Annotated in this window: 23 protein-coding genes and 1 pseudogene; 6 read left to right on the top strand and 18 right to left on the bottom strand. The window is 46.9% G+C overall.

Translation table 11 applies throughout. From position 1 onward, the window contains the following. Positions 1–172: 172 nt before the first annotated feature. The 3 genes from MJ595_RS04300 to MJ595_RS04290 form a co-directional block, all read right to left on the bottom strand. Positions 173–379 carry an AlpA family phage regulatory protein gene (locus MJ595_RS04300; protein WP_263081280.1) on the bottom strand — a complete coding sequence of 69 codons (207 nt, stop codon included), beginning with the start codon at positions 377–379 and terminating at the stop codon, positions 173–175. A gap of 158 nt (positions 380–537) precedes the next feature. Further along, positions 538–1479, bottom strand: coding sequence for a hypothetical protein (locus tag MJ595_RS04295; protein WP_263081279.1), 942 nt, complete (start codon positions 1477–1479; stop codon positions 538–540). Between the two features lie 133 nt (positions 1480–1612). After that, a complete protein-coding gene (locus MJ595_RS04290) occupies positions 1613–3649 on the bottom strand; it encodes a putative DNA binding domain-containing protein (protein ID WP_263081278.1) in 2037 nt (678 codons plus the stop codon). Positions 3650–4374: 725 nt separating this feature from the next. Here MJ595_RS04290 and MJ595_RS04285 point away from each other — a divergent pair. Further along, on the top strand, positions 4375–4938 hold the full coding sequence (locus tag MJ595_RS04285; RefSeq protein ID WP_263081277.1) for a recombinase family protein: 564 nt from the start codon (positions 4375–4377) through the stop codon (positions 4936–4938). 106 nt (positions 4939–5044) lie between these two features. On the opposite strand, the gene MJ595_RS04280 is transcribed toward MJ595_RS04285, so the two are convergent. The 12 genes from MJ595_RS04280 to MJ595_RS04225 all read right to left on the bottom strand — a co-directional run bounded on the left by MJ595_RS04280 (position 5045) and on the right by MJ595_RS04225 (position 18644). Then, positions 5045–5638, bottom strand: coding sequence for a hypothetical protein (locus MJ595_RS04280; RefSeq protein ID WP_263081276.1), 594 nt, complete (start codon positions 5636–5638; stop codon positions 5045–5047). A 184-nt stretch (positions 5639–5822) separates the two neighbouring features. Then, on the bottom strand, positions 5823–7238 hold the full coding sequence (locus MJ595_RS04275; RefSeq protein WP_263081275.1) for an integrase family protein: 1416 nt from the start codon (positions 7236–7238) through the stop codon (positions 5823–5825). Positions 7239–7625: 387 nt separating this feature from the next. Then, positions 7626–7886, bottom strand: coding sequence for a Fic family protein (locus MJ595_RS04270; protein ID WP_263322456.1), 261 nt, complete (start codon positions 7884–7886; stop codon positions 7626–7628). 29 nt (positions 7887–7915) lie between these two features. After that, positions 7916–8692 (bottom strand): virulence RhuM family protein, encoded by a 777-nt coding sequence (locus tag MJ595_RS04265; protein ID WP_263081274.1) that lies wholly within the window; start codon positions 8690–8692, stop codon positions 7916–7918. 481 nt (positions 8693–9173) lie between these two features. Continuing rightward, on the bottom strand, positions 9174–9917 hold the full coding sequence (locus MJ595_RS04260) for an Abi family protein (protein WP_263081273.1): 744 nt from the start codon (positions 9915–9917) through the stop codon (positions 9174–9176). A 218-nt stretch (positions 9918–10135) separates the two neighbouring features. Next, on the bottom strand, positions 10136–11005 hold the full coding sequence (locus MJ595_RS04255) for a DUF1186 domain-containing protein (RefSeq protein WP_263081272.1): 870 nt from the start codon (positions 11003–11005) through the stop codon (positions 10136–10138). A gap of 113 nt (positions 11006–11118) precedes the next feature. Then, positions 11119–12927 (bottom strand): restriction endonuclease subunit S, encoded by a 1809-nt coding sequence (locus MJ595_RS04250; protein WP_263081271.1) that lies wholly within the window; start codon positions 12925–12927, stop codon positions 11119–11121. A gap of 171 nt (positions 12928–13098) precedes the next feature. Further along, complete coding sequence (locus tag MJ595_RS04245; RefSeq protein ID WP_263081270.1) at positions 13099–13515, bottom strand: GIY-YIG nuclease family protein; 417 nt, start codon at positions 13513–13515, stop codon at positions 13099–13101. Positions 13516–13756: 241 nt separating this feature from the next. Beyond that, on the bottom strand, positions 13757–14011 hold the full coding sequence (locus MJ595_RS04240) for a hypothetical protein (protein WP_263081269.1): 255 nt from the start codon (positions 14009–14011) through the stop codon (positions 13757–13759). A 111-nt stretch (positions 14012–14122) separates the two neighbouring features. Beyond that, positions 14123–15820, bottom strand: coding sequence for a type I restriction-modification system subunit M (locus MJ595_RS04235; RefSeq protein ID WP_263081268.1), 1698 nt, complete (start codon positions 15818–15820; stop codon positions 14123–14125). A gap of 72 nt (positions 15821–15892) precedes the next feature. Further along, positions 15893–18274 (bottom strand): DEAD/DEAH box helicase family protein, encoded by a 2382-nt coding sequence (locus MJ595_RS04230; protein ID WP_263322455.1) that lies wholly within the window; start codon positions 18272–18274, stop codon positions 15893–15895. A 139-nt stretch (positions 18275–18413) separates the two neighbouring features. Further along, on the bottom strand, positions 18414–18644 hold the full coding sequence (locus MJ595_RS04225) for a hypothetical protein (RefSeq protein WP_263081267.1): 231 nt from the start codon (positions 18642–18644) through the stop codon (positions 18414–18416). A gap of 358 nt (positions 18645–19002) precedes the next feature. Between MJ595_RS04225 and MJ595_RS04220 the strand changes: the two are divergent. Both MJ595_RS04220 and MJ595_RS04215 read left to right on the top strand, forming a co-directional pair. Then, a pseudogene (locus MJ595_RS04220) lies at positions 19003–19452 on the top strand (DUF1016 N-terminal domain-containing protein); the annotation flags it as partial. Then, the gene (locus MJ595_RS04215) at positions 19426–20010 is read left to right on the top strand and encodes a DUF1016 domain-containing protein (protein WP_263322454.1); all 585 of its coding nucleotides are present in this window, start codon (positions 19426–19428) and stop codon (positions 20008–20010) included. The pseudogene MJ595_RS04220 and the gene MJ595_RS04215, both read left to right, overlap by 27 nt. On the opposite strand, the gene MJ595_RS04210 is transcribed toward MJ595_RS04215, so the two are convergent. Together MJ595_RS04210 and MJ595_RS04205 are read right to left on the bottom strand one after the other, a co-directional pair. Further along, positions 20003–20503: a hypothetical protein gene (locus MJ595_RS04210; RefSeq protein ID WP_263081266.1), complete on the bottom strand. Its 501-nt coding sequence runs from the start codon at positions 20501–20503 to the stop codon at positions 20003–20005. The genes MJ595_RS04215 and MJ595_RS04210 overlap by 8 nt on opposite strands. Before the next feature lie 105 nt (positions 20504–20608). Then, positions 20609–21922, bottom strand: a complete 1314-nt coding sequence (locus MJ595_RS04205) for a YdgA family protein (protein ID WP_263081265.1) — start codon at positions 21920–21922, stop codon at positions 20609–20611. 104 nt (positions 21923–22026) lie between these two features. Here MJ595_RS04205 and MJ595_RS04200 point away from each other — a divergent pair, with 104 nt between their 5' ends. From MJ595_RS04200 to MJ595_RS04190, 3 genes are all read left to right on the top strand, one after another. Beyond that, positions 22027–23007 (top strand): NAD(P)-binding protein, encoded by a 981-nt coding sequence (locus MJ595_RS04200; RefSeq protein WP_263081264.1) that lies wholly within the window; start codon positions 22027–22029, stop codon positions 23005–23007. Between the two features lie 37 nt (positions 23008–23044). Next, on the top strand, positions 23045–23380 hold the full coding sequence (locus MJ595_RS04195) for a hypothetical protein (protein WP_263081263.1): 336 nt from the start codon (positions 23045–23047) through the stop codon (positions 23378–23380). Positions 23381–23535: 155 nt separating this feature from the next. Next, on the top strand, positions 23536–23772 hold the full coding sequence (locus MJ595_RS04190; RefSeq protein ID WP_263081262.1) for a hypothetical protein: 237 nt from the start codon (positions 23536–23538) through the stop codon (positions 23770–23772). A gap of 48 nt (positions 23773–23820) precedes the next feature. On the opposite strand, the gene MJ595_RS04185 is transcribed toward MJ595_RS04190, so the two are convergent. Next, positions 23821–24144, bottom strand: a complete 324-nt coding sequence (locus MJ595_RS04185; protein ID WP_263081261.1) for a cytochrome c — start codon at positions 24142–24144, stop codon at positions 23821–23823. Between the last annotated feature and the right edge of the window lie 214 nt (positions 24145–24358).

Here is a 24358-nt window from a genome sequence, read left to right as displayed (position 1 = left end):
CTGATCCTTCAATCTAATAATCATTTTTTGCAGGCAAATAGTCGCCGCAACCCACTTTTACAGGGATCGATAACATTTGCTGCGATGGGTGAATGTGTGCAGATGCACAGTATGATGCTGGCTCAACTATAGGCTTGAGACTTGCTGAGCCAGACAGTCGCTGTAGGTGGGATTACCCTTTGATTCTTGCCCTCTCTGCTTCCCATGCCTCAAGCTCTGACTCACTGAATCGGATGCAGCGTATTCCCAGGTGCTTCTGCTTCGGGAATTTTACTTGCTCATCACCGATCCACCGATAAAGTGTGGTATTGCCGATGCCATATCGTGCCAGCACCTGCTGCCGGGTAAGGTACTTTGTTGTCTTATCGGTCGTGGTCATTTCCCAGATCCTTCCGTAGTGTTCGTCGGAATGCCATGATTTGAAGATAAGCGGCTGAGCGAGAATGTATAGGGGAGACATGATAGAAAGTTGAACTTGTGCCGGTAAACGTTATACGTCTACCGGTAGAAAGATGGATGTTTACCAGTAAACATCCATCAGTGCATTGCTTCTTTTTTCATGTGCTCATCGATGCATTTAATGATGGTTTTAATTCCCCCAGAGCTGCTGTCTTTAAGTTGAGGTAAGTTTTCTTGTTGGCAGCGCTCATTCACACGCTTTAGGATTTTCCGTGCTGTGTGGGATTTGTTATTTGGCTTGTTGTATTCATCTTTGTAGTCGCCATTTTTGTAGACCTCTATAATAATCTCTTGCCTTGCATAACTGGGTTTATGACGTATACGAACCCTTGCCCTGTTTTTTTTGCTTTCTATTTCTCGGATCCAAACAGCCTTCATCTGCTCAAAACCATTATCAATAAAGGGAAGTACATAGGCTCTGTCTAGCGCATCAATGGCCTTAAATCCATGATGGCTTGCAAGAATAATATTTCTACTCTGTTCATCTTCCGGAAATAAAAAATACATTAAGGGAGCATACTCTATTTGTTCGGAGTCACTTGGCAGCGTTTCATGTTTGATTTTTAAACAATCTAAAGCAGTCCTTAGGTGATCATAAGCTAGCAGTGCGAAACACTGCATTTTATCAGGAACTTCTTCTTTTATGCCGTAATAGTCAAGTAGCTCTGTTAAATTCCTGATAACTTCAACATCACGAATAACCGACGGCTTTAGCCCTGACTTTTGAACTTCAGTATCTGCTTTAGATAAATCCATCATTTGCTCAACAGATTCGATACCGTTTACTTCTGCTAAAAAAGGGCCTATACCGACAGAGCATTTTTCGGGCGCATCACTGAAATCAAATGTTACAGAAGTCAAAAGGTACTGCTCGACGTTATTAATAGTACTGCGTAACCTGTTGTACAGGTTATCCAGTGTTTCATTTGTTACCACCATATTCGGAAAATGGCCGTTAATTTTTCGTCTTTGAGTTTTCAGCGTTCCCATAAGGTCGGTAAAAATATCAAACAGCTCCATTTACGATCCCCTTTTTGAAAATTTTTTCGTTAGCTTAACAAGATGGTCTGCTTCAGGAATAGGGGGACATGGGGGAACTTGGTATGATTTGCCCATTTGATCAAGACTGCGGCAGGCGTGTTCCTACCTTGGTTTATGACTCGGTGGTTGTTTTTCTGGCAGCACCAGCCGATGTGTAAGCCTGCTTGGGAGAGTTTGGCTCTGTTGGGAAGGCCCTTCGGAGTCTTTTGTCATTGACCATTTTATTCAAGTATTTCTGCCTGAGGCCATCAGGTTTACGGTTCAGCAATTCAGCCAAGACACGCAGGGACAGATAATGTTCCTGACAGGCTTTGAGGATAGTTTCCTCTACCTGAGAGGCTGGCAGTCTTTTCGTTTCTCTCACTACGGCGCTGATTTTTAACAATTTTTCATGTATTTGGCCGTCAATGTCCTTCAAATTGCTGATGATCAGTGTTCCATCCGGATGCTTTGCTTCATGATGCAAAGTATCGGTGTTCTGGCTCAAAGTATCGGAGTTCTGGCTCAAAGTATCGGAGTTCTGGCTCAAAGTATCGGAGTTCAGGCCCAAAGTATCGGAGTTCTCAGGCAAAGTATCGGAGTCAGAAGCAAAATTATCAGATAGATCTGAATGAGCAGCCATAAAAGGACTATCTGCTGTTGGTAAACGGGTTCCTGCAAGGAAATACACCGTCCCACGCGCCCTGCCTTTTGACTGCAAAAAACCACCCTTGACCAGTCTTTGAAGCGCTTCAGTGATATCACGGGGGTGATTGGTACATATTTCTCCCAATCGGCTGTGATTAACGACATTTTCAACGGAGGCTGTGGCAAGAATTAAGCACTCAAGTCTTTCCAGCGACCTGAATTTCTCTCCAAACCGTCTGGATAAATCCTCCATAACCGACTCAGGAAACAGGTCAATCATGCGCAACTCAAGTAGAGTTTGCTCCGGTTCCAGTCGCTCATACAACCGTGGTTGCCGCCAGTGTCGACTGGCCCAGCTACTGAATATTTTGGGGATACCCGATCCTGCTTTTTCACCCAAACCGATATGGAAAAACATCTTATGGATAGAGCTGTTGCGACAGTCACTTTCTCCACCCTGAATAGCATTTTCAATAGGTATGCGCATACCACCAGGGTTACGGAATTCAAACATATCAGGTCGCTTAACAATCAAGATTGAAGTTCCGCCAGAATAGTCAGCATGGGCAAGTGTATTGACCAGTGCTTCACGCAAAGCTTCATGTACTGGCGTTTCATCCTTACGCTGCCCTTGTTTTAGCTTGAAGGGTACTTTCAGATCAGCAGATAATTTGGCATAAATCTTATGATAGAAGTCAAATAGATTACCTGACCAAGTGCCATCCTGTGTTGTTACTCTATCAACCCAGCGAATGTCTGTTGCCGCTTCTGGCTGCTCCTGATAGTCAAGAAAATAATTAGGGGCAGCATCAAGAATTGATGGAAGCTGGCCAAACATTAAAAGGCCTGCAAGAGTAAGCCCCTCAACCCCCGTTTCACGATCTTTTTTCCAACCACCAATAAGACGCAGAAACTCCCTGTTATCGTGGTTATTGAAAGGGTGGTCAGGCTTTCTATTTTGGAACCTCTGGCGATAGCGCTCCAAACAATCCATGTCCAGATCGTTCAAATCATAGTTCTTTAAAACCCTGGCATCACGGTTATCTTCTACCTGCTCAGCCATCATTCGCTTGACGGTTTCAGGGTCACACTGGTGGTCACCTTCATTAAACCGCCTGAATGTTCCCTGCATTGGGTTACTATTAATAAAAACCGGCTTTTGTAACCGACCTGCTCTGGGAACACGGAAACGAATAACCGTTTTTCCATCCAGCTCAATGGCGGAAATATCGTCATTTGAGAGAAGGTTAACGCTGACTTTTGCTGAATTAAGCGTATTCCAGAGATCTGTGATTACTTTATCTGGATTGGCAATACCTACAACAGAAAAAACACCCACAGGCTTTTCACGGATACCAAGAAAAATTTCTCCCCCTTCCGTATTGGCCATAGCACTGTATGACTTCCAGATGTCTTTAGGCACCTCTCCCTTACCATCTTTACCACCCGCAAGTTTGAACTCGACCTCGTAGCTTTCCCTTAAGCTGGCAATATCTTCGGTGGAAGTAATCAGGCTTGTCATGCAGAAAAAAATCCAGGTGTGTTTAAGGCATTCAATGGGGTCTGCTGTTTGTCAGCAACTTACAGGAAAGATAACACGGCAGGATCTATTTCAGGAAAAATTAGAAAGGTATGCCCCCGCCGGAATATCTGGGACTGGCAATAGCTCGAAACCATTGACGCAGTGATCCAGCCTGCTGCGGGGGCATGCTTTATAGAGTAGCTCAAGGTTGCAGGCCCTGTGGGCTATGGTGGCGATCGTCTGCATAATCTTTCGATTACCGAAGTTTCACTCCACCCCACAGCAGGGCCTGCAATACGTTTGATATCAGAATAGGGAGAAAGTTCAGGGGGGCTGGTATTGAACCATTCCCTGTATTCAGGCTCTATATCATTGATAGCCAGTACAGGTGTAGGCCGTTGTAGGTTGCATTGCAATCGCTCGGACATGCCGCCAGTGCTGGCTATCTTGTATTACTTGGTTGATAGCTTTAAACCTGTCACCTATTGTTGAGTCAGAGCCTTCGAGCTGGTGAACCACTTCTCGGAATTGAACCGGGATCAGTCGAACCAGACGGGGGCTTTTTTATGCCTGCCTGTGTCCAGTTGAGTACACTTGATTTACACACTATACACCCTTCCCAAGCCCTTGATTTTCTGTGTCAAGGAAAGTCCATATTGTCTTTTTTGACACAATGTAAATTTAATACTAAATTTAATTTTACACAGCAGTAAAGGAAGTAAGCCATGAAAGGACAAAACGTGGGATACATACGAGTCAGCAGCGTTGGCCAGAACACTGACCGGCAACTGGAAGGCATTAGTCTGGATGAGCTATTTGAAGACTATTGCAGCGGAAAGGATACCAATCGGCCCTGCTTACAGGAATGCCTTCGCCACCTTCGTAAAGGTGACCGGCTGCATGTTCATTCCATTGACCGGTTAGCCCGTAGCCTGAAAGACCTGCAAACCATCGTAGAAGGACTGATCGACAGAGGTATCAGCGTCCACTTTCACAAGGAAAACCTGGTCTTTTCCGCTGACAGTAACCCTATGCATAAGCTGATGTTTCAAATGATGGGCGCTTTTGCCGAGTTTGAGCGGAGCATGATTCGGGAGCGCCAGCGGGAAGGCATTGCAGCAGCTAAGAAAAAAGGAAAGCAAATTGGGGCCAAGCCTAAATTATCCTCTCCACAAATTATGGAGTTGAAACGGAGAGCTGAAGCCGGTGAACCAAAAAAAGCTTTGGCCGAACAGTTCGGTATTAGTCGTCAGACCGTTTATAACCTGCTTGGCAGCCCATCAGCCTGATATTGATGAACCGACCTCCTGAGGCTACCCTTTAATCAGAGCCTTCGAGCTGGTGAATCACGCCCCGGAATTGGATCGGGGACAGTCGAACCAGACAGAGGCTTTTTTATTCCAGATCAAATCTGTTCAGCTTTTCCAGCACTGGAACTGCTGCTCGCTGATGCCTTCCAAGCAGTTTCAGATATGTTTTCCGGTGCATGCCTTTGGGCTTGAGAGGAAAATCTGTGGCAGCACCACTATCATTATTCAAGTGTGCTTTTATACTTCTCATTTGTTGTACTGCCCGATCAAAGTGTCCCAGTCTCTGGGTTCGATATACCAGGTTATAATGCAAGCGGTGAGCAAATCCTTTATAGCTGAGATAAAGTTTGCTGGCATAACGCCCAGATTGGGGGCAGATAAAGTAAGGCCTTCTGGCTTTACCATTCAACATCTCCAGCCAGTCAACTCTGATGATTTGCTCTCGTGTTTGACGTTCGCCATGGCAAAGTACATCAAAATTGATCAGAAGTTGGAGATCAGCAGTTTCCTGATCTTTTCGGCAAAGCACTTGAAGAAAGTACTCATTTTTATACCTGACGATAGTTGTATTCCCTTCTGCCAACCCATGATCCCGATAAAGTTGGCAAACATCTAACGAATAAAGATCATCAATATTTGGCTTGCTGCTGGGTTTACGTCCGCTGTAATACCCTCCCATATTTTAATTATACCTCCGTGATAGAACCTAAATTCCTATGAATATTGATGATGTGAGTGCATATTTTTGTTCATCAATTTGTTAAGTATAACTTGGTGGTTAAATAATAATCAGTATTTCCTGAAAGTGGATAACTCTCAGAAAAGGCTCGTTACGTTTGTGTGTCAGAGTGTTATTTCGAGTACTAATTCAGTTTTTTCTTGAGGGTACTCTGCCGATACTCTTCCATATCAACCAGAGTAATTTCTTCACCATTCAGTACTTTGTTCAGAAAAGCGTCATATCGTCGCATACTTTCACGTTTTTCAGGTAAATGTTCATGTCGATCATAGTGTTTGATATCAATGCCTGTTTGGGCATGTGACTGGAGGAGGTTACGCTGCTCTCTGTTTACTCCAGCATCAATTAAGATGTTTTTCACTGTCCGGCGGATATCTCTCGCAGTGAAAGGTTGAGGAGCTGGCAAGCCTTGAGATTTAAATTTTTCGGCAAGTTGCTTGTTATAGCGAGTGTATCCGTTTTTGAGCGAACAGAGACTATAAGGAATAAGTTTACCTTTGTTCTTGCCTGCCCTGCCTTTAGAACCAGAACAAAATGGCCCAGGATACGAGCCAGTGTAGGATCGAACCTCTTCCAGAATGGTTAGCGCTCTTTGGCTCAGCGGGACTACATGAATCTTTATGGTTCCATTGCCTTCTTTTCTGTCGATTAATGTTACACAGTGTCGTTGGAAGTCATAGTCTTCCCACCTTGCCCTTAATAACTGTTTAGGCCTTTGACCTGCTGTTGCCAGCATGAATCTAATGAAACTGCCTAAAATAAAGCCAACTCTGTGAGTGTCTCTGATGGTTTCCCACAATAGCTTTACTTCCTCATGACTTAATACACGTTCACCAACTTTTGCAGCCCTTGTGTTTTTCTTGGTACCTGTAACTGGGTTGTTCTCAATATAGAAGCGCTTATCGGATATGCTGGTAGGGTCATAGTCGCCTTTGATGCCAAAGTTAAAGCAGGCGTGAAGAATGGCCCGAACCCTTACAGATTCAACTTCTGCCCCTCTGTTATGGATGGCGCGTAAGATCGTCACTATGTCGTCCTTGGTGACATCTCGGGCTTTTTTGGCAGCAATTTCAGGGTATGCTGTTATGACATTCAGTTTAAGCGCTTGACGTGTTTGGTTTGCACTTTCTTTTTCCTGCTGCTCTTGGTCAGACACATAGGCATCAATTAACTCTTTGAATGATCCCCGGCTTGCTTCGATAGCTTGGCGCCTTTTTTCTTCTGCTTGCTGCTGTTCTCGTATTGTTTCTTGAGCTGTCAGGTATGTTTTAAGGTCTTCCCCGCACTCTCTTCGCAATCTCGCCAGGTTCTGGGCTTTGTTCCTGCATTCGGCAAGAGAATAACCATGTCCATCTCTGGCTGTCTGATACTGACCAATTTTGATCTTGGCTTCTTTCCCTTGGTGGGTGTATCGGTAATACGCCTCAATAGTGCCACTGTTCCGTTTTTCAAATAGCAGGGTGCCATCACCACGACTACCGACTTTCTCTGTAAGTCGGTACTTCATATGCTTGATAAGAACTGGAGTAAGTCGAGACATAAATTACCTGTTTTTATTCTTGAGTTTTGCTGATGAATTTGCGCCCAGTATTGCGCCCTGTTTCTCACGGGATTTTAGAGTATAAATTGAAATGGTACGGAATAACTAAAATCTACTAATCCCTTATATATCAAGGCTTGTAGCAGTATAGAAGGATTTTAAAGAATTGCACGGGAATACCATTTTCTCAGCTTGTAATCAGTGGGTCCCGAGTTCGACTCTTGGTGCCGGCACCATATATCAGAAAGCCCGAAGCGTTAGTAAACGCTTCGGGTTTTTTTGTATCTGCTATTTTAGTTCCCGTTTTAGTCCATACTTTTTTAGTCCACACTTTTTTAGTACATCAGCCGAAATCAAGCAAGATAACCAGCACTGGCCCAGGGTTTGTTATAGGGTATTCTCACGGGCCAGCATATTCATAATCAGGCGGATTAAGGTTTCTTTCTGGTTGGGGGCGGATTCGGCAACCAGCAGGGTCAGGGCTGCCAGCCCGGTGTCGTTCACCACAGGCAGTCCCTCAGCATCCAGCAGGCGCTGGTTACGGTGCAGAAAGTCCACAAACAGGAAAGCACCACTGCGTTTGTTGCCATCGGTAAATGGGTGGTTCTTCACCACAAAGTAAAGCAGGTGGGCCGCTTTACTTTCAATGGTGGGGTGGGCTGCCCATCACCGTTTGGTTAAGGGCCCAGCAGGGCGCTCAGGCCATCTCCACGGCTACGAGCAAACAGTTCAGTGGCCTCTCCTTTTTCTATGAGACTGGTCTTCAGTGTCGCCAGTGCCTCCATAGCTTTGTCGTGGCTGGGTAACTTACCCCCCGATTCCCCTGAAGGCTCATTTAACAACCCTTCATCATAGCGCTGTAGCCAGAGAAAGGTCTGGGTATACCGGCTGACAATTTCAACCAGCCCACGCCCGGCATCCATTTGCAGTGCTATGCTGTTGGCGGCCTTTCGTACCAGTTTAAGCGCGGCTTCCAGCTCTCTGGCGTTGGCTTCAAAGCGCTGTTGATTCAGGGTGTAACCCTGGGTCAGGTGTTCTTTTAACAGCCGGGTGGCCCACTGGCGAAACTGGGTTCCTTTTCTGGAATTCACTCGGTAGGCCACTGATATAACGGCGTCCAGGTTATAGTGCTTAACCTTACGCCGGACCTGCCGCTTACCTTCCGTTTGAACTACCGAGTAATCCTCGGTTGTTGCCAAAGCCTCCAGCTCGCCTTCCTTGTAGATGTTTTTCAGGTGCAGGCCAATGTTGTCAGAGCTGGTTTCCAGCACTGATTGCAGTACATCCAGCAGTCGATAGTAAAACACCTTGCCATACATCAGTACTGGCTTAGTAACCTGAGATTTGGAAGTAGCAGATTGTCCAACACTAACCTGGCGGAACTTTATTGCCTTTCCTATATCTAAGCGATTGCAATGCCTGTTTAGGGGGGATGCGCCTCTAACGTCCGCCATGACAGGGGCTAAGAAGTCTGTGGTATGGTCGGTCACAGCGTCAGTGGCGTACCAGTGTTATTATAAATGCTGATTAGTGCTTACCTTTCAGTTAGGGCACTATATGTTGTGCTATCAGCCTTATAAAGGTAGAATGTTTGCCCTTTTTTGTAATGTTGATTGACATAATTTAGTGTTTGGCTAATATTTCAGTTAACACGGCCCCCTGCCTCTTCGTTGCTTGCAACCTACGCGGGGGTTCTTATTTCTACCTCTTTATTTTCCCACTCTTTGCCAGTAAATTCTGCCAGTCCTCAGGCAGGCCCATTTCTTCGACGCTCAGTTTTCTTTCTGAATGAATTTCAGGAAACTTGCCCAATAAGTCTATAAGCCTTTCATGCCACTTAGTTGAAGTACTGATGCTACGCACCAGGTGTGTCGCTATATTGATTAACAAAAATGGTTTTGCAATTAACTCAGCCCTGCCAATATAAGCATCGGACTAACCGACAGTTCCGCGTTCAGGCAACTTGGGCTGATCAATGATATTTCTGTTCCAAAGACGGCTATGATGGGCACACAGGTTCCGAAGGTAGTTTAAGGAGCGAAGCCAGCTTGAAAACACCTTAAACTCAGAGACTCCATACCTGCTGGCAATTTCTATTTGGTCAGGTACTTTCATCATGGCAAACAGTTGGGACATTGCGCCGAAATCCCATGTTTCCACAGCAACCCATATGGGCAGGTCAGGACCATGCTCTTTGGTGTAATGCTTCACAAAGTCCTCCTTTGAGCGCTTGAGCAAACGGTCATATTTTTCCAGCCAGCGTTTGTGCTGATCACGCCTTTTGGCAAAAGTGGGGTGGAAATTCTCGATATTTTTATAGGCAAATGTGTCCCGTTCACCCAGCAAATAGGCAATATCAACACGTAATGCCACTTCTATTCGCTCCAGGGCATCCAGCATGTGTAGCCGGAGTTTTTTATCAAAGCAGTAAAGGTTAACTGCATCAACAAAATGGGTTTTATCTACAAAGCGATCCTCCTTGATGGAGACTAATTTTCCTGTAGTGGGTTCCTGCTGTAATGTGAATACGCGGAATGGGTACAAATAGGCACTAAGGCGATAATAGCCAATACGTTGCAGGTATCTGCGGGCCGCTTCATCATCTGAAATTTCAAGATTTCTGGACTTCAATATCTCAAGCTGTCTATCAAATGATTTCCAGGGGCGTTCGTAAACCATATAGCCTCATCAGGTGATTAATTATTACAGGCATCAAAGCCAGTCAGTGGCACTTGGTTGTAATGCTATCGTAGCCAGCTTTAGCGGGTTATAACCAAAAAATGTTGTTAATAATACAAGCCCTGGCAAGGCAGCTCCCCCGAATAAGGGTATGTGTCAGTCGGGGCTGTAAGTAAAACAACCCCCGAGTCATAAAATCAGGGCAGGGGGGCCTGCCATTATCCACAACATTTCTTGAACTTCCGGCCACTGCCGCAGGGGCAGGGATCGTTGCGGCCTGTTTTGGGGGCGTCGCGCACAACGGGGTCGTAAGACGGGGTGAAGTTGGCACCGGGTTTAGCTTCAGGTATCGACGTAAAGCGGCGCTGAATTTTTTGCAGCTCGGCAATGGTGTCGGTGATATAGAAACCTTCTATCTTGAGCTGTTTTTCGCTTTCTTCGGGGTTTGCCATGTCATTCTCAAAAGTGCTCATGCTGGCAAACCGTGGATTGATTAAACCTTCGTTATAAGCCTTGCGAATATCCGGAAGCAGATCGGTAAAGCCCAGAAAACCGGAAAGGAGGCTCAGATATTCCCACACATGGCTGGGTTCCCTGATAGGGTACAGGTGAAACAGATTGGCAAAGTAGTCGTGAATGGCCGTTTTGCTGATGGCCTGCTCATTATAAAGCACCACCAGGCTACCCAGTGCTGCGGTTCGGACATAGGTGTAGGCCTGCTGGTTTTCCACCAGTTGTTTAATCAGCGTTGTATCACCATGGCAGACTGATGCCAGAAACCGCCCCAGACTTTCGGTAATGGTATCGCCCAGTACGGCTGAAACAGCGTCTTCAGGCCCAGAGGCCAGTTTGACGATCAGGGGGTAGGCACGGGCTTCCCGAAACTGGGCCAGCAGGTAACAGGCATAAAGTGCGATATTGGCTTCTTCATCACCCGCCATATCAATATCGGTTGCTACCGCATCAAGCTGTTCCAGTAACAGGGGCGTAATGTCATCAGGGGCAGCAATCGCGGCTTCCAGTGCCTTGCGGGGAAGGGTGGGCCATTCCGTTTCAGCCAGCTCTCGGATAATTTCTTCGGGTTTCATGGCTTAGGCTACCTGTTCTGTCAGTGGTTGGAGTGAATATACTGTCAAATCCCGCTCATCCTGAGTGCATCGACAGGGGCTTCGACGAGCTCAGCCTGAACGGAAGCCAAAAGCTAAGAGTATGCCACTGAACCCGGTTCATCCTGAACCCGTCGAAGGATGTGGGCATCACGCTCAGCATTGTTCACCGGCTCAGGGTTCAGTGCCTGCTCGACAATGGCATCGGTTAACTGGCTCTGGGTGGTCTGGGCTTGTTGCACCATTTGTTTCAGGTGGTCGCAGAGGCGCATAAGCTGGTTGACTTTGGTGACTATGCGGTGTTGTTCGTTTAGGGGAGGCATCGCAAACAAGAATTTGCTAATTTCCGAAAGATAAAGGCAGGGTTGAGCACCACCTCGCTTATTGCTATGGATAGACTCTTGGAGTAGTTTTGAGTCCATTGCATACTTTAAATATTCTGAGTTAAAGAGCATTGGCTTAATAAGCGCAACACTCCTGACAAGCGCAAACTTACTATCTTGAGGAACAAGTGAGCTTCGGCCAATTGTTCCACCGACTGACACTATCAGTAGATCACCTTCCTCAGGCAAGCACCTTTCACGTGACTTTACATAATGCTCTTCCAATATAAAGTCACAGTTGTTCATATCTAAAAAACCATCACGAATATTTTTTGCTGAGAGTAATCTTCTTCCTGTTTGTATTCTTGGTGGAGTTTTGTGATCGCCGTCTGTGATTTTGGATGTAATATTCTGTAATCGACACCACTCCCATCCTACCGGCAACTGAAACGGTTTCTCTTCATCCGTAATTGTAGGTAGTGACTTCTGGCGTTTGATTATCTTCTCTTTCACCAACCTCGCCTTTTCCACAGCAATCCGTTCCAGCAGTGCAGAGGCAGGTTCATCCTTCGGGTTTTGTGATACCAGCCGCCCCATCACGGCCAGTTGCAGGATGGTTTGTTTAAGCTGGTCGATGCTGGCTTCGGTGGTGAACAGGGTATCAAAGTGCTCAGACACCAGCGCCCAGTTCTCGGCCAGCGCTTCTGCACTCTGGCTGTCAGTCAATGTCGTAAGCAGTGTTTCCACCAGTGTCTGGTGGGCAGCAATACTGCTGGTTTGCTCCTGCTCCAGTTGGTCGCACAGCGCCATTAGTTCATCGACTTTGGTTACGATGCGGTGCTGTTCTGCTTCTGGAGGAATAGCGATAACATAATCAAGCAGTTGCTCTTGTTTTATACCAGCAACAGTAGTTCCTGTTCCTTTGATTTTGATAGTTGAGTATGTATTTAAAAAGAAGTCAGTATTGACACCATGGGCTAACTTTACAGCTTTCAGATCTTGGTTGAACGCTAAGGGTTGTAGGGCTACACCTATCTTGCCAAGCCCCATACGCGTACAAATAAGGATATCTCCAGTATCTGCAAGTTTGCTACCTGCTTCCAACCCTTCTTGCGTTATATAATCTTGGGTTCTAGATAGATGACGCTGCACTCCTAAATCTTTGACACTTGCCCAAGGGATTTCCCCATTCCAGAATCTTGATTCTCGTTTACTTGGTGTGCCTCCACTCAATATGGAGCAGAAAATCTGGCTTAGACGCACCCACTCCCAGCCGTCAGGCAACCCAAAAGGCTTTTCCCCATTAGAAATCGGCTCAGACGATTTCTGCCGCTTAATCTTTTTCTCCTTAACCAACCGCGCCTTTTCCGACGCAATCCGCTCCAATAAAACAGACGCCGGTTCATCCTCAGAATTCTGCAGCACCAGCTTCCCCCGCACCGCCAGCTCCAGAATCAGTGCCCGCAGTTTGTTAATGCCGTGGAGTTCCAGCTTGCTGCTTTTGCCCCGGCCTACGGTGCTTTTGGTGCGGTGGCTGCTGATCCAGATGTCCAGGTGTTCGGTTATCAGGTTATTGATCATATGTATTTTCTCCGTTCACCCTGAGCTGGGGCAAAGGGTGATTGGCATTGGGATTTGGGATTTGGGATTTGGGATTTGGGGTTTGTATGGGGTTTACATCCTTCGACGAGCTCAGGATGAACGGAGCTGTGTGGCTCAGGATCAGCGATGGGCAGTGGTGTGCTCAAAGTGTTAGTCATCATGTTTTTGATTATGAGCATTATCTCCGTTCACCCTGAGCGGGGTCGAAGGGTGATTGGGACAAGGGTTGTTGTTGGGGCTGTGTTTACATCCTTCGACGGGCTCAGGATGAGCGGAAGTAGTGCTGGGTTTCCTGCGGGCAAGGCGTGAAACCTCTTGCCAGTCTCCAGACATCATGGCTTCCTTCTTTTTTCGACTCCACCCCTTGATACGGCGTTCTGATGCCAGGGCTTCTTCCCGAGTACTGAATGTTTGCTGATAAACCAGTTCAACAGGGCGCCGGTTGGCTGTATAGCAATCCGGGAAGGCTCGTGCGTGGTGTTGTGCCAGCCTTCTTTCCAGATTGTCAGTATGACCTGTGTAGTAACTGCTATCACTACAGCGCAGGATGTAGACATAAAAAGCCATTGGCTGTCCTGTTGTATGATTACAAATTAATGCTATTTCAGTTCGTTCGTACTGAGTTCGTAGTCCAAAACCGTTGACCATTAAACAGTGTCCATATCCGTTTATCCTGAGCTCTTCGTCAGGCTCAGAGCTCAGGGTGAACGGAAGTCGGGTAGTTATTTCCAGACAAATCCTTAACTGCACCAGTGTAGCTAAGCGCTGATACCCATACCGTTCGCACTGAGCCTGTCGAAGTGCGATGTCACCATCCTTCGACAGGCTCAGGATGAACGGAGCTTGTGTGCTCTTCAGCGCTTAGCAGTACTAGCCGCTCCCTGTAAGCAATACATTCCGTTTGAATTACTGAGTAATCCTCGGTAGTTAACAAAGCCGCCAGCTTTTTTTGAACAACTAAGAAATCCTTAGACGTTGCTCCTTGCTCAAGCGCCTGATCCTTATAGATATTTTTCAGGTGCATTAGAATATTTTCGGGCGTTGTGCCAAACACCTCGCCCATTTGCTTCCGGGTTAGCCAAACGGTTTTCTGTACTCACTGAACACGGATACCCCCCTGAGTCAGTGGTAACAATTTTAATCTCACCCAAGCCTGAGCTCACATAGACCTCCATTACTCGCTGGTTAATGCTTCATCCAGAATAGTCTTTATATGCTCTCGAATCTCAGTCATCACCTGTTGCTGGTGGGCATACTGGCTTAATAACTCGTTCGGGTCATGGCTGACCTGTTCGCCTACATGGGGGTTTTTAATGTCCAGGTTGAAGATGGGCCAGTACAGGGCATCACCGGCTTTTTTGGCTTTGTCGGCTTCTGCTTTCAGGGCGTTGGCTTCGGTGGTGTGTTGGGTAATTTGCTGGCTGATGGTTGCACGATCCGGGCTTTTCTTATCCAGCTCTTTCAGTTGTTTTCTCAGTTGCCGGATCAGTGCGGTAAGGTCTGACACCTGTGCGCCAAGCTGCTCTGCTTTATCCCAGTGGGGCTGGGCACGTTTCACCGCATCGTCCCTGATGGCCTTAAAGTCTACAGACCAGGCTTGTTCTGTGGTTTCCCGTGTTTTAAAGCCATCCGCTTCATCACCCCACCAGGCTATTTCCGTTGCAAACTCCTGGAACCGCATGGGTTTAGACTTGCTGTAGTTCTTGTAGCCTTCCGGGTAGGGGTGTTCATAGAACCAGATAGTGTCTGTGGGCTGCCCCTTGGTGAAAAACAGCAGGTTGGTTTTGATGCCGGTATAAGGATTGAAAACACCGTTAGGCAAACGCACCACCGTATGCAGGTTACATTCGGTCAGCAGCTTTTCCTTCAGGCGAGATTTCATGCCTTCACCAAACAGGAAACCATCGGGCAATACTACGGCTGCACGCCCACCGTCTTTTAACAGGTGGATGAACAGGGTCATAAACAGGTCGGCGGTTTCACGGGTGCGGAAGGCAGTGGGGAAGTTGTTTTCTATACCGTCTTCTTCCATGCCACCGAATGGCGGGTTGGCGACAATGACATCCACCCGGTCTTTCTGTCCCCAGTCTGTTAAGGGGCGAGCCAGAGTATTGTCGTGCAGTATCTGGCTGGGCACTTCAATGCCGTGCAGGATCATATTGGTGGTTGCCAGCAAGTGTGGTAGTGGTTTTTTTTCTACGCCGTGTATGCTGGCTTGCAGCGCTTTTTCATCTTCCGGGGTGCTGACGTACTGTTTACGCTTATGCTCAATGGTGCAGGTCAGGAAACCACCGGTACCACAGGCCGGGTCCATCACTTTTTCATTCAGCTTTGGGTCTACCCGGTTTACCATAAACTCGGTGACCGCACGGGGGGTATAAAACTCACCGGCGTTACCCGCGCTTTGCAGGTCTTTCAGAATTTGTTCGTACATGTCCCCGAAGGCGTGGCGCTCCCGGGATTTGTTAAAATCGACACCCTCCTGAATTTTATTGATGACTTCCCGGATAAGCTGACCGGACTTCATGTAGTTGTAGGCATCTTCAAAGACACTGCGAATAACAAAAGCCCGCTGATCGCCCTGTTTGGCTTTCAGCTCCTGAAGGCCGGGGAATAGTTCATCGTCGATAAATTCTTTCAGTTCATTACCGGTGATACCTTCAGGGTCTGCTGCCCACTCTCTCCAGCGTAAGTGTTTGGGAATAGGGGATTTGTAGGCATCGTTAAACAGCTCCCACTCCTGTTCGCGGTCATCATAGATTTTCAGAAACAGCATCCAGACCAACTGGCCGATCCGCTGTGCATCACCATCGACACCCACGTCCTTGCGCATGATGTCCTGGATGGATTTTATGGTGGTACTGATTGACATGCCGGTATCCTGAATAAAGGCAGCCTGAGTTGGCTGCCTGTAAAGTATTTGCTAATCAAAGAAAGAAGGTGGTTATGCGCGGTTGGCGTATATTTCCTGCTCCAGGGATTGCACCGCCTGCTGGTATTTCTGCTTGCCACCGAACGCCTGAATAAGCTCCATAGGGGAGCCTATGGTAGAAAAAGGAGCCAGGGTCAGAATTTTAACATCTTCTATGGGTTCAATGCCGTTGTCTGAATACTTATCGAGCAACGCTTCCAGTACTTTCCGTGCCTGGCCTTCGTAGCGGGTGAAGTAATCCCGTTTCTTTACCTGATCAGCCCGCTCTTTGCGGGTGAGGGCGGGTTGGTCGAAAACGATATGGCACACCAGATCAAACGGGTCCATCTCGGTGCCTTGTTTATCTTTTACCATGGCCTGTAGTTCTGGCCAGAATACGCCCTGTTCGGTCAGTTCATCAATGATGGCCTGTTTTTGTTTGGCTCCGGACCACTGTCGTAGGAAGTCATTCAGGCTGGTGTATTGCTCTTTGACTTTTTTGTGGGTGTGATCGTGGAGTGAAGTGGTGACCAGTTCATTGTTTACCAGATGCTGCTCTCGTTCACTGGCAATATTGATGTCTTCACCTTTCACCTGAAATTTGATGCGAGGGTCACCACCAGTACCACCACCTGGAGGATCTTCCAATGTGCCACTTTCATCTTCGCCTTCTCCGGTTATAGGCGGTTCAGGTGGTAGTGGTGGAGTGCCCGGTTCTGGCTCGTAAATAACTTCTGCTTCACCGTCAAAGGCTTCATCCTGAAACAATCGGGTAGCGCCTTTGAAGTCCATAATGGTAAACCAGTGTTTACCGTGTTCTTCATCAATCCGGGTGCCCCGGCCAATGATTTGTTTAAACTCCGTCATGGACTCTATGTTTTGGTCGAGCACTACCAGTTTGCAGGTTTTGGCATCGACACCGGTGGAGAGTAGTTTGCTGGTGGTGGCGATCACCGGGTAGCGGGACTCCGGGTTGATAAAGTTATCCAGCTCGGCTTTACCGTCTTTATCTTCACCGGTGATACGCATGACATACTTACGGTTTTCTTTGACCCGCTCCGGGTTCAGGTTCACCAGTGCCCGGCGCATACTTTCTGCATGGTCTGTATCCTCACAGAAGACAATGGTTTTCTGGAACTCACCGGTTCTTTGCAGATATTCCGTGATTTTCATGGCTACAAGCTGGGTGCGCTCATCAAAAGCTATGTGGCGGTTAATGTCCCTGCGGTTATATATGCGGTCTTCAATCAGGTGGCCGTATTTATCTTTCTGCCCCGGTTTCGGTTTCCAGCCATTCAGGTCAACATCCATATCAATGCGGATAACTTTATAGGGAGCAAGAAAACCATCCTGTATTCCCTGCTTCAGAGAATAGGTGTATACCGGTTCGCCGAAGTAGGTGGAGTTGGATACCTCTTTGGTTTCTTTCGGGGTGGCGGTTAAGCCGATCTGGGTTGCACTGGAAAAGTACTCCAGAACCTTTCGCCAGGCTGAATCTGATTTGGCACTGCCCCGGTGGCACTCATCCACCACAATCAGGTCAAAGAAATCCGGTGAAAACTGCTTGAATATATTTTGCTCTTCTTCTGTTCCGGTAACTGCCTGATACAGTGCCAGATAAATCTCGAAGGATTTATTGACCTGCCGGTTGGTTATTTTGGTCATGGCAGCGCCAAAGGGCTTGAAGTCATTGTTTTTGGTTTGATCAACGAGAATGTTGCGGTCAGCCAGAAACAGGATGCGCTTTTTCTGTCGGGTTTTCCACAGTCGCCAGATAATCTGGAAGGCCGTGTAGGTTTTGCCGGTGCCTGTTGCCATTACCAGCAGAATACGCTGCTGTCCTTTGGCGATGGCTTCTATGGTACGGTTGATGGCGTTGGCCTGATAGTAACGGGGTTCCTTGCCGGATTTATCTACGTAGTAAGGTGCATCAATACGTTGCTGGTCATCTGTGGTTAACCCTTTCCATTTGCAATAGGATTGCCAGAGCTGGTCTGGGGGAGGGAACTCATCAAGGGATAACTCTGTTTCAATGGGATCTGAATGGCCGGTTTTATCATGGAAGATAAAGCCATCACCATTACTGGAAAAGACAAAGGGAGTATCCAGATGGTCAGAGTATTCCAGTGCCTGCTGTAAACCAGCACCAACACTTTTTTTGTTTTCCTTGGCTTCTATGACGGCAATAGGCAGCTCTTCAATGTAATAGAGCAGGTAATCAGCCCGCCGGTATTGTCCCCTGCTGTGAAGGTTGCCTTTCACCGTGATTTTTCCGGCAGCGAATGTGACCTCTTCCCGCATCTGTGTCTGTATATCCCATCCTGCTTTTTCGATAGCGGGCGTAATAAATTTGGTGCAGATGTCGCGTTCGCTGAACTCCTTTTTATTGACCTTATTCACTCCAACGTCCCCCATAGCTACTGATTCTGAAAAGGCAATCAGTCCGGGTGCTGCATTGGCAGGCACAACAGGTTCAGACTGATAAAGCTAAACGATTGTACCAGTCTGGAACAGGGGAGTGGCAATGATGGATTAATGTATCGATGGCACTGGGTTAAGAGGATGTTCTGAAGCGGTATCGGTCCATGTCCACAACGTTGCTGTTGTGCTCGTCATCAGCAGTACCGTCAATGATTTTTTGCAGGTAATCATCGTAGATTTTGGCGTAATAGCGTTTTTCAGGCAGCCGGTCATCATGGTCATAGTGACGGGATTCAACACTACCATCCTTCCTGCTTTGCAAAAGAAAGCGCTGCTCTTGGGGAACCCGGCAATCAGTCAGCAATATTCTCAATCTGGAGTGGGGAAAACCGATAAAAACAGTGAAGAACAGCAAAGAATGGAAGACAGACTATACACGTTGGAAATACGGTCTGTTTGGTACTTAGCAGCAAACCATCATAACATGTTAGCGCAGCTATTAAAGTTGGTTGTTGATGTTGCACATGGGCGGCTGATATTGAGAGCCTCTAGTGCAGCCAAGCGTTAAAGACCACACACCGTTCGCACTGAGCCTGTCGAAATGCGGAGACTCTATCCTTCGACAAGCTCAGGATGAACGGGGTGTATACCTATCAACGCTTTGCTGCACTGGGTCATGATAGAGGTGTTTTTATCCCACAGTATTTCAGAGGAGCAAAGACGTGCCTGAACCACTCCCAGCTAACTACTCCCAATGGCTCGATACCATAAAAAACCGTATCCATACTGCTCGACAGCAGGCTGTACTGGCCGTTAACCGGGAAATGCTGGGGTTATACTGGCAGGTGGGTGATGAAATTTTGCAGCGCCAACAGGCCCAAGGCTGAGGAACCCGTGTGGTCAAACAGCTTGCGGCAGACCTGAAACGTAGCTTTCCGGAGCTAAAAGGGTTTTCCCGTGCCAACCTGATGTATATGCGCTCTTTTGCTGATGCCTGGCCGGATTTCCAGACGGAGCCAAATGTCCAACAGTCGGTTGGACAATTGCCCTGGAGTCATAATTTGCTGTTGCTCAGCAAGCTCAAGGAACGTCAGCAGCGCCTGCAATATGCAGCCAAGGCGATAGAGAATGGCTGGTCACGCAATGTGCTGGCACACCAGATTGAAAGCAAGTTGATAGAGCGTCAGGGCAAAGCAGTGACCAATTTTAACCAGTCGCTGGCTAACCCTCAGTCAGAGTTGGCCCAGCAAACCCAGAAAAACCCTTACTTGTTTGATTTTCTCTCTCTGGCTGAAGCCGCCAGGGAGCGGGATATCGAGCAAGCGCTGACCCGCCATATCAGCCAGTTTCTGCTGGAGCTGGGGGCGGGTTTTGCCTATGTGGGCCAACAAGTGCACCTGGAAGTGGGAGGGGATGATTTTTATCTTGATTTGTTGTTTTACCACCTAAAGTTGCGCTGCTATATCGTGGTGGAACTGAAAACAGGTGATTTCAAGCCGGAGCATGTGGGGCAGCTGAACTTCTATCTTTCTGCGGTGGATACCCAAATTAAAACAGAACAGGACGGGCCAAGCATCGGCCTGTTGCTAATACAAGGCTGCATAAGAGCTATAAGAAAATGCCTGTGTATGGAGAACAAGGCTTGTGGCAAGTACTTTTATACTTTTAATTATTCAGCAGAACAGCACCTGACCGGTTTTTGGGATGGGAGAAGTGATGATCCTATTTAAGGCTCGACACATGCTTGAGCTTAAAAGGACTTATGATTAGATCCGCCTCTGAATAAACCGGTTGCAGGTTGCCATTGCCGTCATCACAGAGGGCATAAGTGGCGGTAAGCTGAAGGGGCATAAATAACCCGTTGGGTTCTGGCTGGGGCAATACCTTATAGCCATCACTTCGGCTCACAAGTGCAGCCCGTTCCGGGTTAACGTATTGTGTGGAGGCGGGGAGTCCATAGCCTACGCTCTCACAGAGTAGATGGAGCTGGCCGGTGTTATCCATAAAGTAACTGTAGGTTTTTATTTTCTGGTCTTTAAGCTCATAGATGAGTTTGGCAAATTGTTTCTCACTGAAATTTTCAATAACAGGCATGCCTACAGTTTCGTCGGCCGCTTCCTGTAACTCCACGGTTTCTTTCGTTTGTTCCTGTTCTGTCTGGTTAATCTCATTGCATCCAGACAGAAAGAGGGTTGTGCAAACCAATATTGTTTTTTTTATCATCTGCTGACTCAAGCTGCTATTTTTTTTAAAAGAATGACCGCTCTAATAGGTAATGTATCTTCAGTCAGGGGTATTCTCAATTGATTTTGTGCCTGGATATCCGGGCTAAGGAGAAGTCAGTTTATCCAGGGGGACTGACTGGTTGTTGACGGTTAACAGCCCCTGGTTAAGTTCCGCTTTAACGGTGAGTTGGCCGTTTCTTCTGGCAATGAAGCCTTGCTGGATGTATGAGGATGCCAGTTGACTAAGAGGACTGGACATCACGGCTCTTTCATCAGCCCTTATATTGAGCTGTGCCTTAATCGCTCGCAGGTGTTGGTTAGGATCTTGAATGGCTACTGGATCTTTGTTTGTCAGTCCAAGATATTCAATATCGAGGTCAGCAAGCAGGTTGCCTCCAAGGGCATCAATGGTTAGCTGTTGGTTAAATTGCAGGCCTTTTTGTAGAAAAGTGTATAGAAATTTACGCAGTTGCTCATTTTGTTCCGGTGTCAAACCCGTAGAGCTGCCGTCAAGGTTATTCAGTTGTGAGGTGATCTCCGCTAATGTTTTATTAACGTCAGGGTTGATCTGTTTGAGTTCAATATCATAGGAAGCCGAGCTGATGGGAAAAGGGGAATCAATGTTATTGACTGAGATGCCGCCTGTCTGATTCAGCTTTTCATTTTCCATGGTTTGCTTTATACCAAATGCTATCTGGTTCAGGGTAAGGTTGCTTTGGGGTGATCCTAGAGCCAGTTTTGGCAAGTTTAAATCGAGGCTGCCAAGGGTGATGAATTCATCCAGCCGGGTATATTGAAAGGAGCCTTTGCCGGGCTGTAACTCCAGTGAGCCGGTTGGATTGGTGAATGCCAGTGTTGAAATATCTATTGTTGCAGACATGCTGTTACGCAGGAGGTCACCTTTTTGGTGAACCTGAATCCCCCCAAAAGATAGCCGGGTATCCTGGGTGTTAATATCAAAACCAGGAACTTTCAGGTGTATGGTGAGCTGCCGGTTAAAATCAGCATAACTTTTTGCCTTTGCAATATGACCATTCATGTATTGGTTGATAAATTGAATGGTCTTATCAGGGACACCATCCAGGGTTACGGTATCACTGGTGGTAAAGAGTCCTGGTTTAAGTCCTTGATCTGTCCATAGTATTGGTCCATGGCGAAGTTTTGAACGGGTTATAACAATGAGGGAGTCGAATTGAGGCGTTTTAGCTTTTATGGACAGCTCCAGGCGCCAGTTGCTACTAAAAATACCTCGTTCAAAATGAGCGTTTTTAATAACAAATCCGGACATTATCGGACTGTTTTGCCTTAGTTGGACGAACTCTTCATAATATTGCTCTGCTTTTAAGCCAATATAGTAAGAGGCAGAGGTCGCTGCTCCTATTAAAATCAGGCTAAATCCCAGTAATAATTTTTTCATGGCCGCTCCACTGGCATGATAAATAAAAGGCAGACTTATACAGGTATCGGGTATAAAGGGGCTTGTCAATCAGGCCATTGCTAAATTTTCTTTGGAAAAACAATATGAAAATAGCGGTTATTGGCGCCGGTCTTTCCGGACTAAAAGCGGCTCTTGAACTGGAGAAGCAAGGGCATACCGTCCGGGTATTTGAAAAATCCCGGGGGCGGGGAGGACGACTGGCCTGCAAACGACTTGGCTGGGGTGTTCTGGATATTGGCGCACAATACTTCACTGCACGCACTCCTGCCTTTCAGGAAGAGGTCAGTCAATGGGTTGCTCAGGGGGTAGTTAAACCATGGCCGTTTATTCCCTGTAAAATGAGTGATGGTCTATTATCGCCCTCACCGGATAGCGTTGTGCGATATGTGGGGATGCCAGCAATGAATAGCATTGCCCATTTTCTTTCCACAGGGCTGACTATTTCTTTTAATACCGCCATTACTCAATTAAAGCGTGTGGCTTCAAAATGGACATTGGTCGCTGGCGATGATGAAGTGGCTGGTTTTGACTGGGTGATTTTGAGTATTCCCGCAGAGCAGTGCAGGCCTTTAGTTGATAGTCATAGTGCAATTTCTTCTGAGCTACCTGTTGCTCCGCATACCCCATGTTGGGCTCTAGGTTTGGCAACTAAAGGAAAGGTTCCTTTTGAGGTTCAGGGTATTTTTGGAGACAGCCAGGTTTCCTGGGTATCGAGGCAATCGGCAAAGCCGGGCCAGCCGAAACCGACACACTATAATGACCTCTGGATGATGCATTTTTCACCGGGTTGGTCACGAACAGAGGGAAAAGAGAGCACTATCGATTTGCCGGCAGTGGGCGTGGAATGGTTAAAAAAGGCAATCAATACAGATATAGAAATTGTTAATCATTTCCAGCACTTCTGGCGCTATGCCAACCTGGTTTCGGATGGTGAATCATCTGAACCCCACTTTGTTGATAGCTCACGGCAGCTTGCTGTTATTGGGGCCTGGTGCTGTGGTGGCAGAGTTGAGGGTGCCTATGAATCGGCTATGTCTTTCGTAAAAGCGTTTTCCGGCTGCTAGCGGATTAAATTTATTGGATGGTCTCGGGGAGGTTCAAGTGAAATACCATCATTATGGTGTTCCTACGGATAAAAAGCTTAAAGATGAGAGGCATTTGCCACATCTTAAGATGTTTGTCAGTGGTTATGGAAGGAATGAGTATGGCATCGAATGGGTGAGGTTTGAAGATGGCGCCGATTACCCGGAGTTGGTGAAAAAAGTGCCCCATATTGCTTTTGAAGTGGATGATATAGTGAAGGCCATTGAAGGGAAAAATATTATTATCGAGATAAATAGCCCTAGTCCGGGTGTTCTTGTTGCTTTTATAGAAGATAATGGCGTGCCTATTGAATTTATTCAGGTGGATAGGTCTATAGCAGAGCCTGGAATTTGATGTGATATTGTTCGCCCAATTCAGGCGCTGGTTTGTTTTCAGAAATAACTGCATGGATCAATATGACCGGGTGTTTTTTATTGCAGTATATGGTTTTAATGGGGCTTGATTTAGTGGGAGCCCATATCGGTTTCAGATCTGAGTAATTCAAGTAGATGAGTTCAATTTGTAAAACCTGTGCAAATCGCAATACCAGAGGTTGTGGAACCGGGGCCTGTCAGGTTGGCATTCAGCGTACTCGAAGGTCGATTCTCCGGCATCAGCAGCGTCAGCAAGAAGCGGTGCTGAATGGTGATGCCGCTAATGTGGCGCGTCATCAGCAGGCCATTCTCCGTTTAGAAAAAAAATTATTAAACAAGATGGGAGTGCCTGAGAATATACAGAGGGTATAAAACCTTTGCTTGAGACTACTTTATTAAGCAAAGGTTTCGAGAGAGCGACTATTTAGAGCTGTAGTAAGCAGCCAGGTCTGCAATATCCTGGTCTGATAGATTAGCCGCTTGCCCATGCATGACAACAGCCTGAGCACTGGTTCTGGTTTTACTGCGATAGGCTTTTAAGGCTAACTCCAGGTAAGCGGCATTTTGTCCTGCAAGATTGGGGTAAGAGGGCATTAAGGCCTTATCACCATCCATACCATGGCATGCGGCACAAACGGCTGACTTGGTCTTGCCTGCATCAGGGTTGCCAGCGGCATGACCGATTAAAGGAAGTGAACTGATAATAAAGGCTATTCCTGATGTTAATAGTCGTTTTTTCAACATGTCATCCCTACCTGGTTGAATTTATAGTGTCTACTTATTAAGGCTAGTACATCATTTCAATGTGTTGGGATGTTATGTAATCCAACAATCTTTTTATCAATTTAAGAGCTATCGGTTCCCGAAGGCAGTTGGTTAAATGTTAGGGACTGTTGACGTTTGATCGTGAGCTCAGTGGCTCGTAAAGCGGTTTTCCGCAAGGCGGACTGGTGCAGGC

This window comes from Endozoicomonas sp. Mp262, assembly GCF_025643335.1.
Lineage (GTDB): Bacteria > Pseudomonadota > Gammaproteobacteria > Pseudomonadales > Endozoicomonadaceae > Endonucleibacter.
Note: the sequence above shows the minus strand (reverse complement) of the source record. Positions and strands in the feature narration are given on the sequence as shown.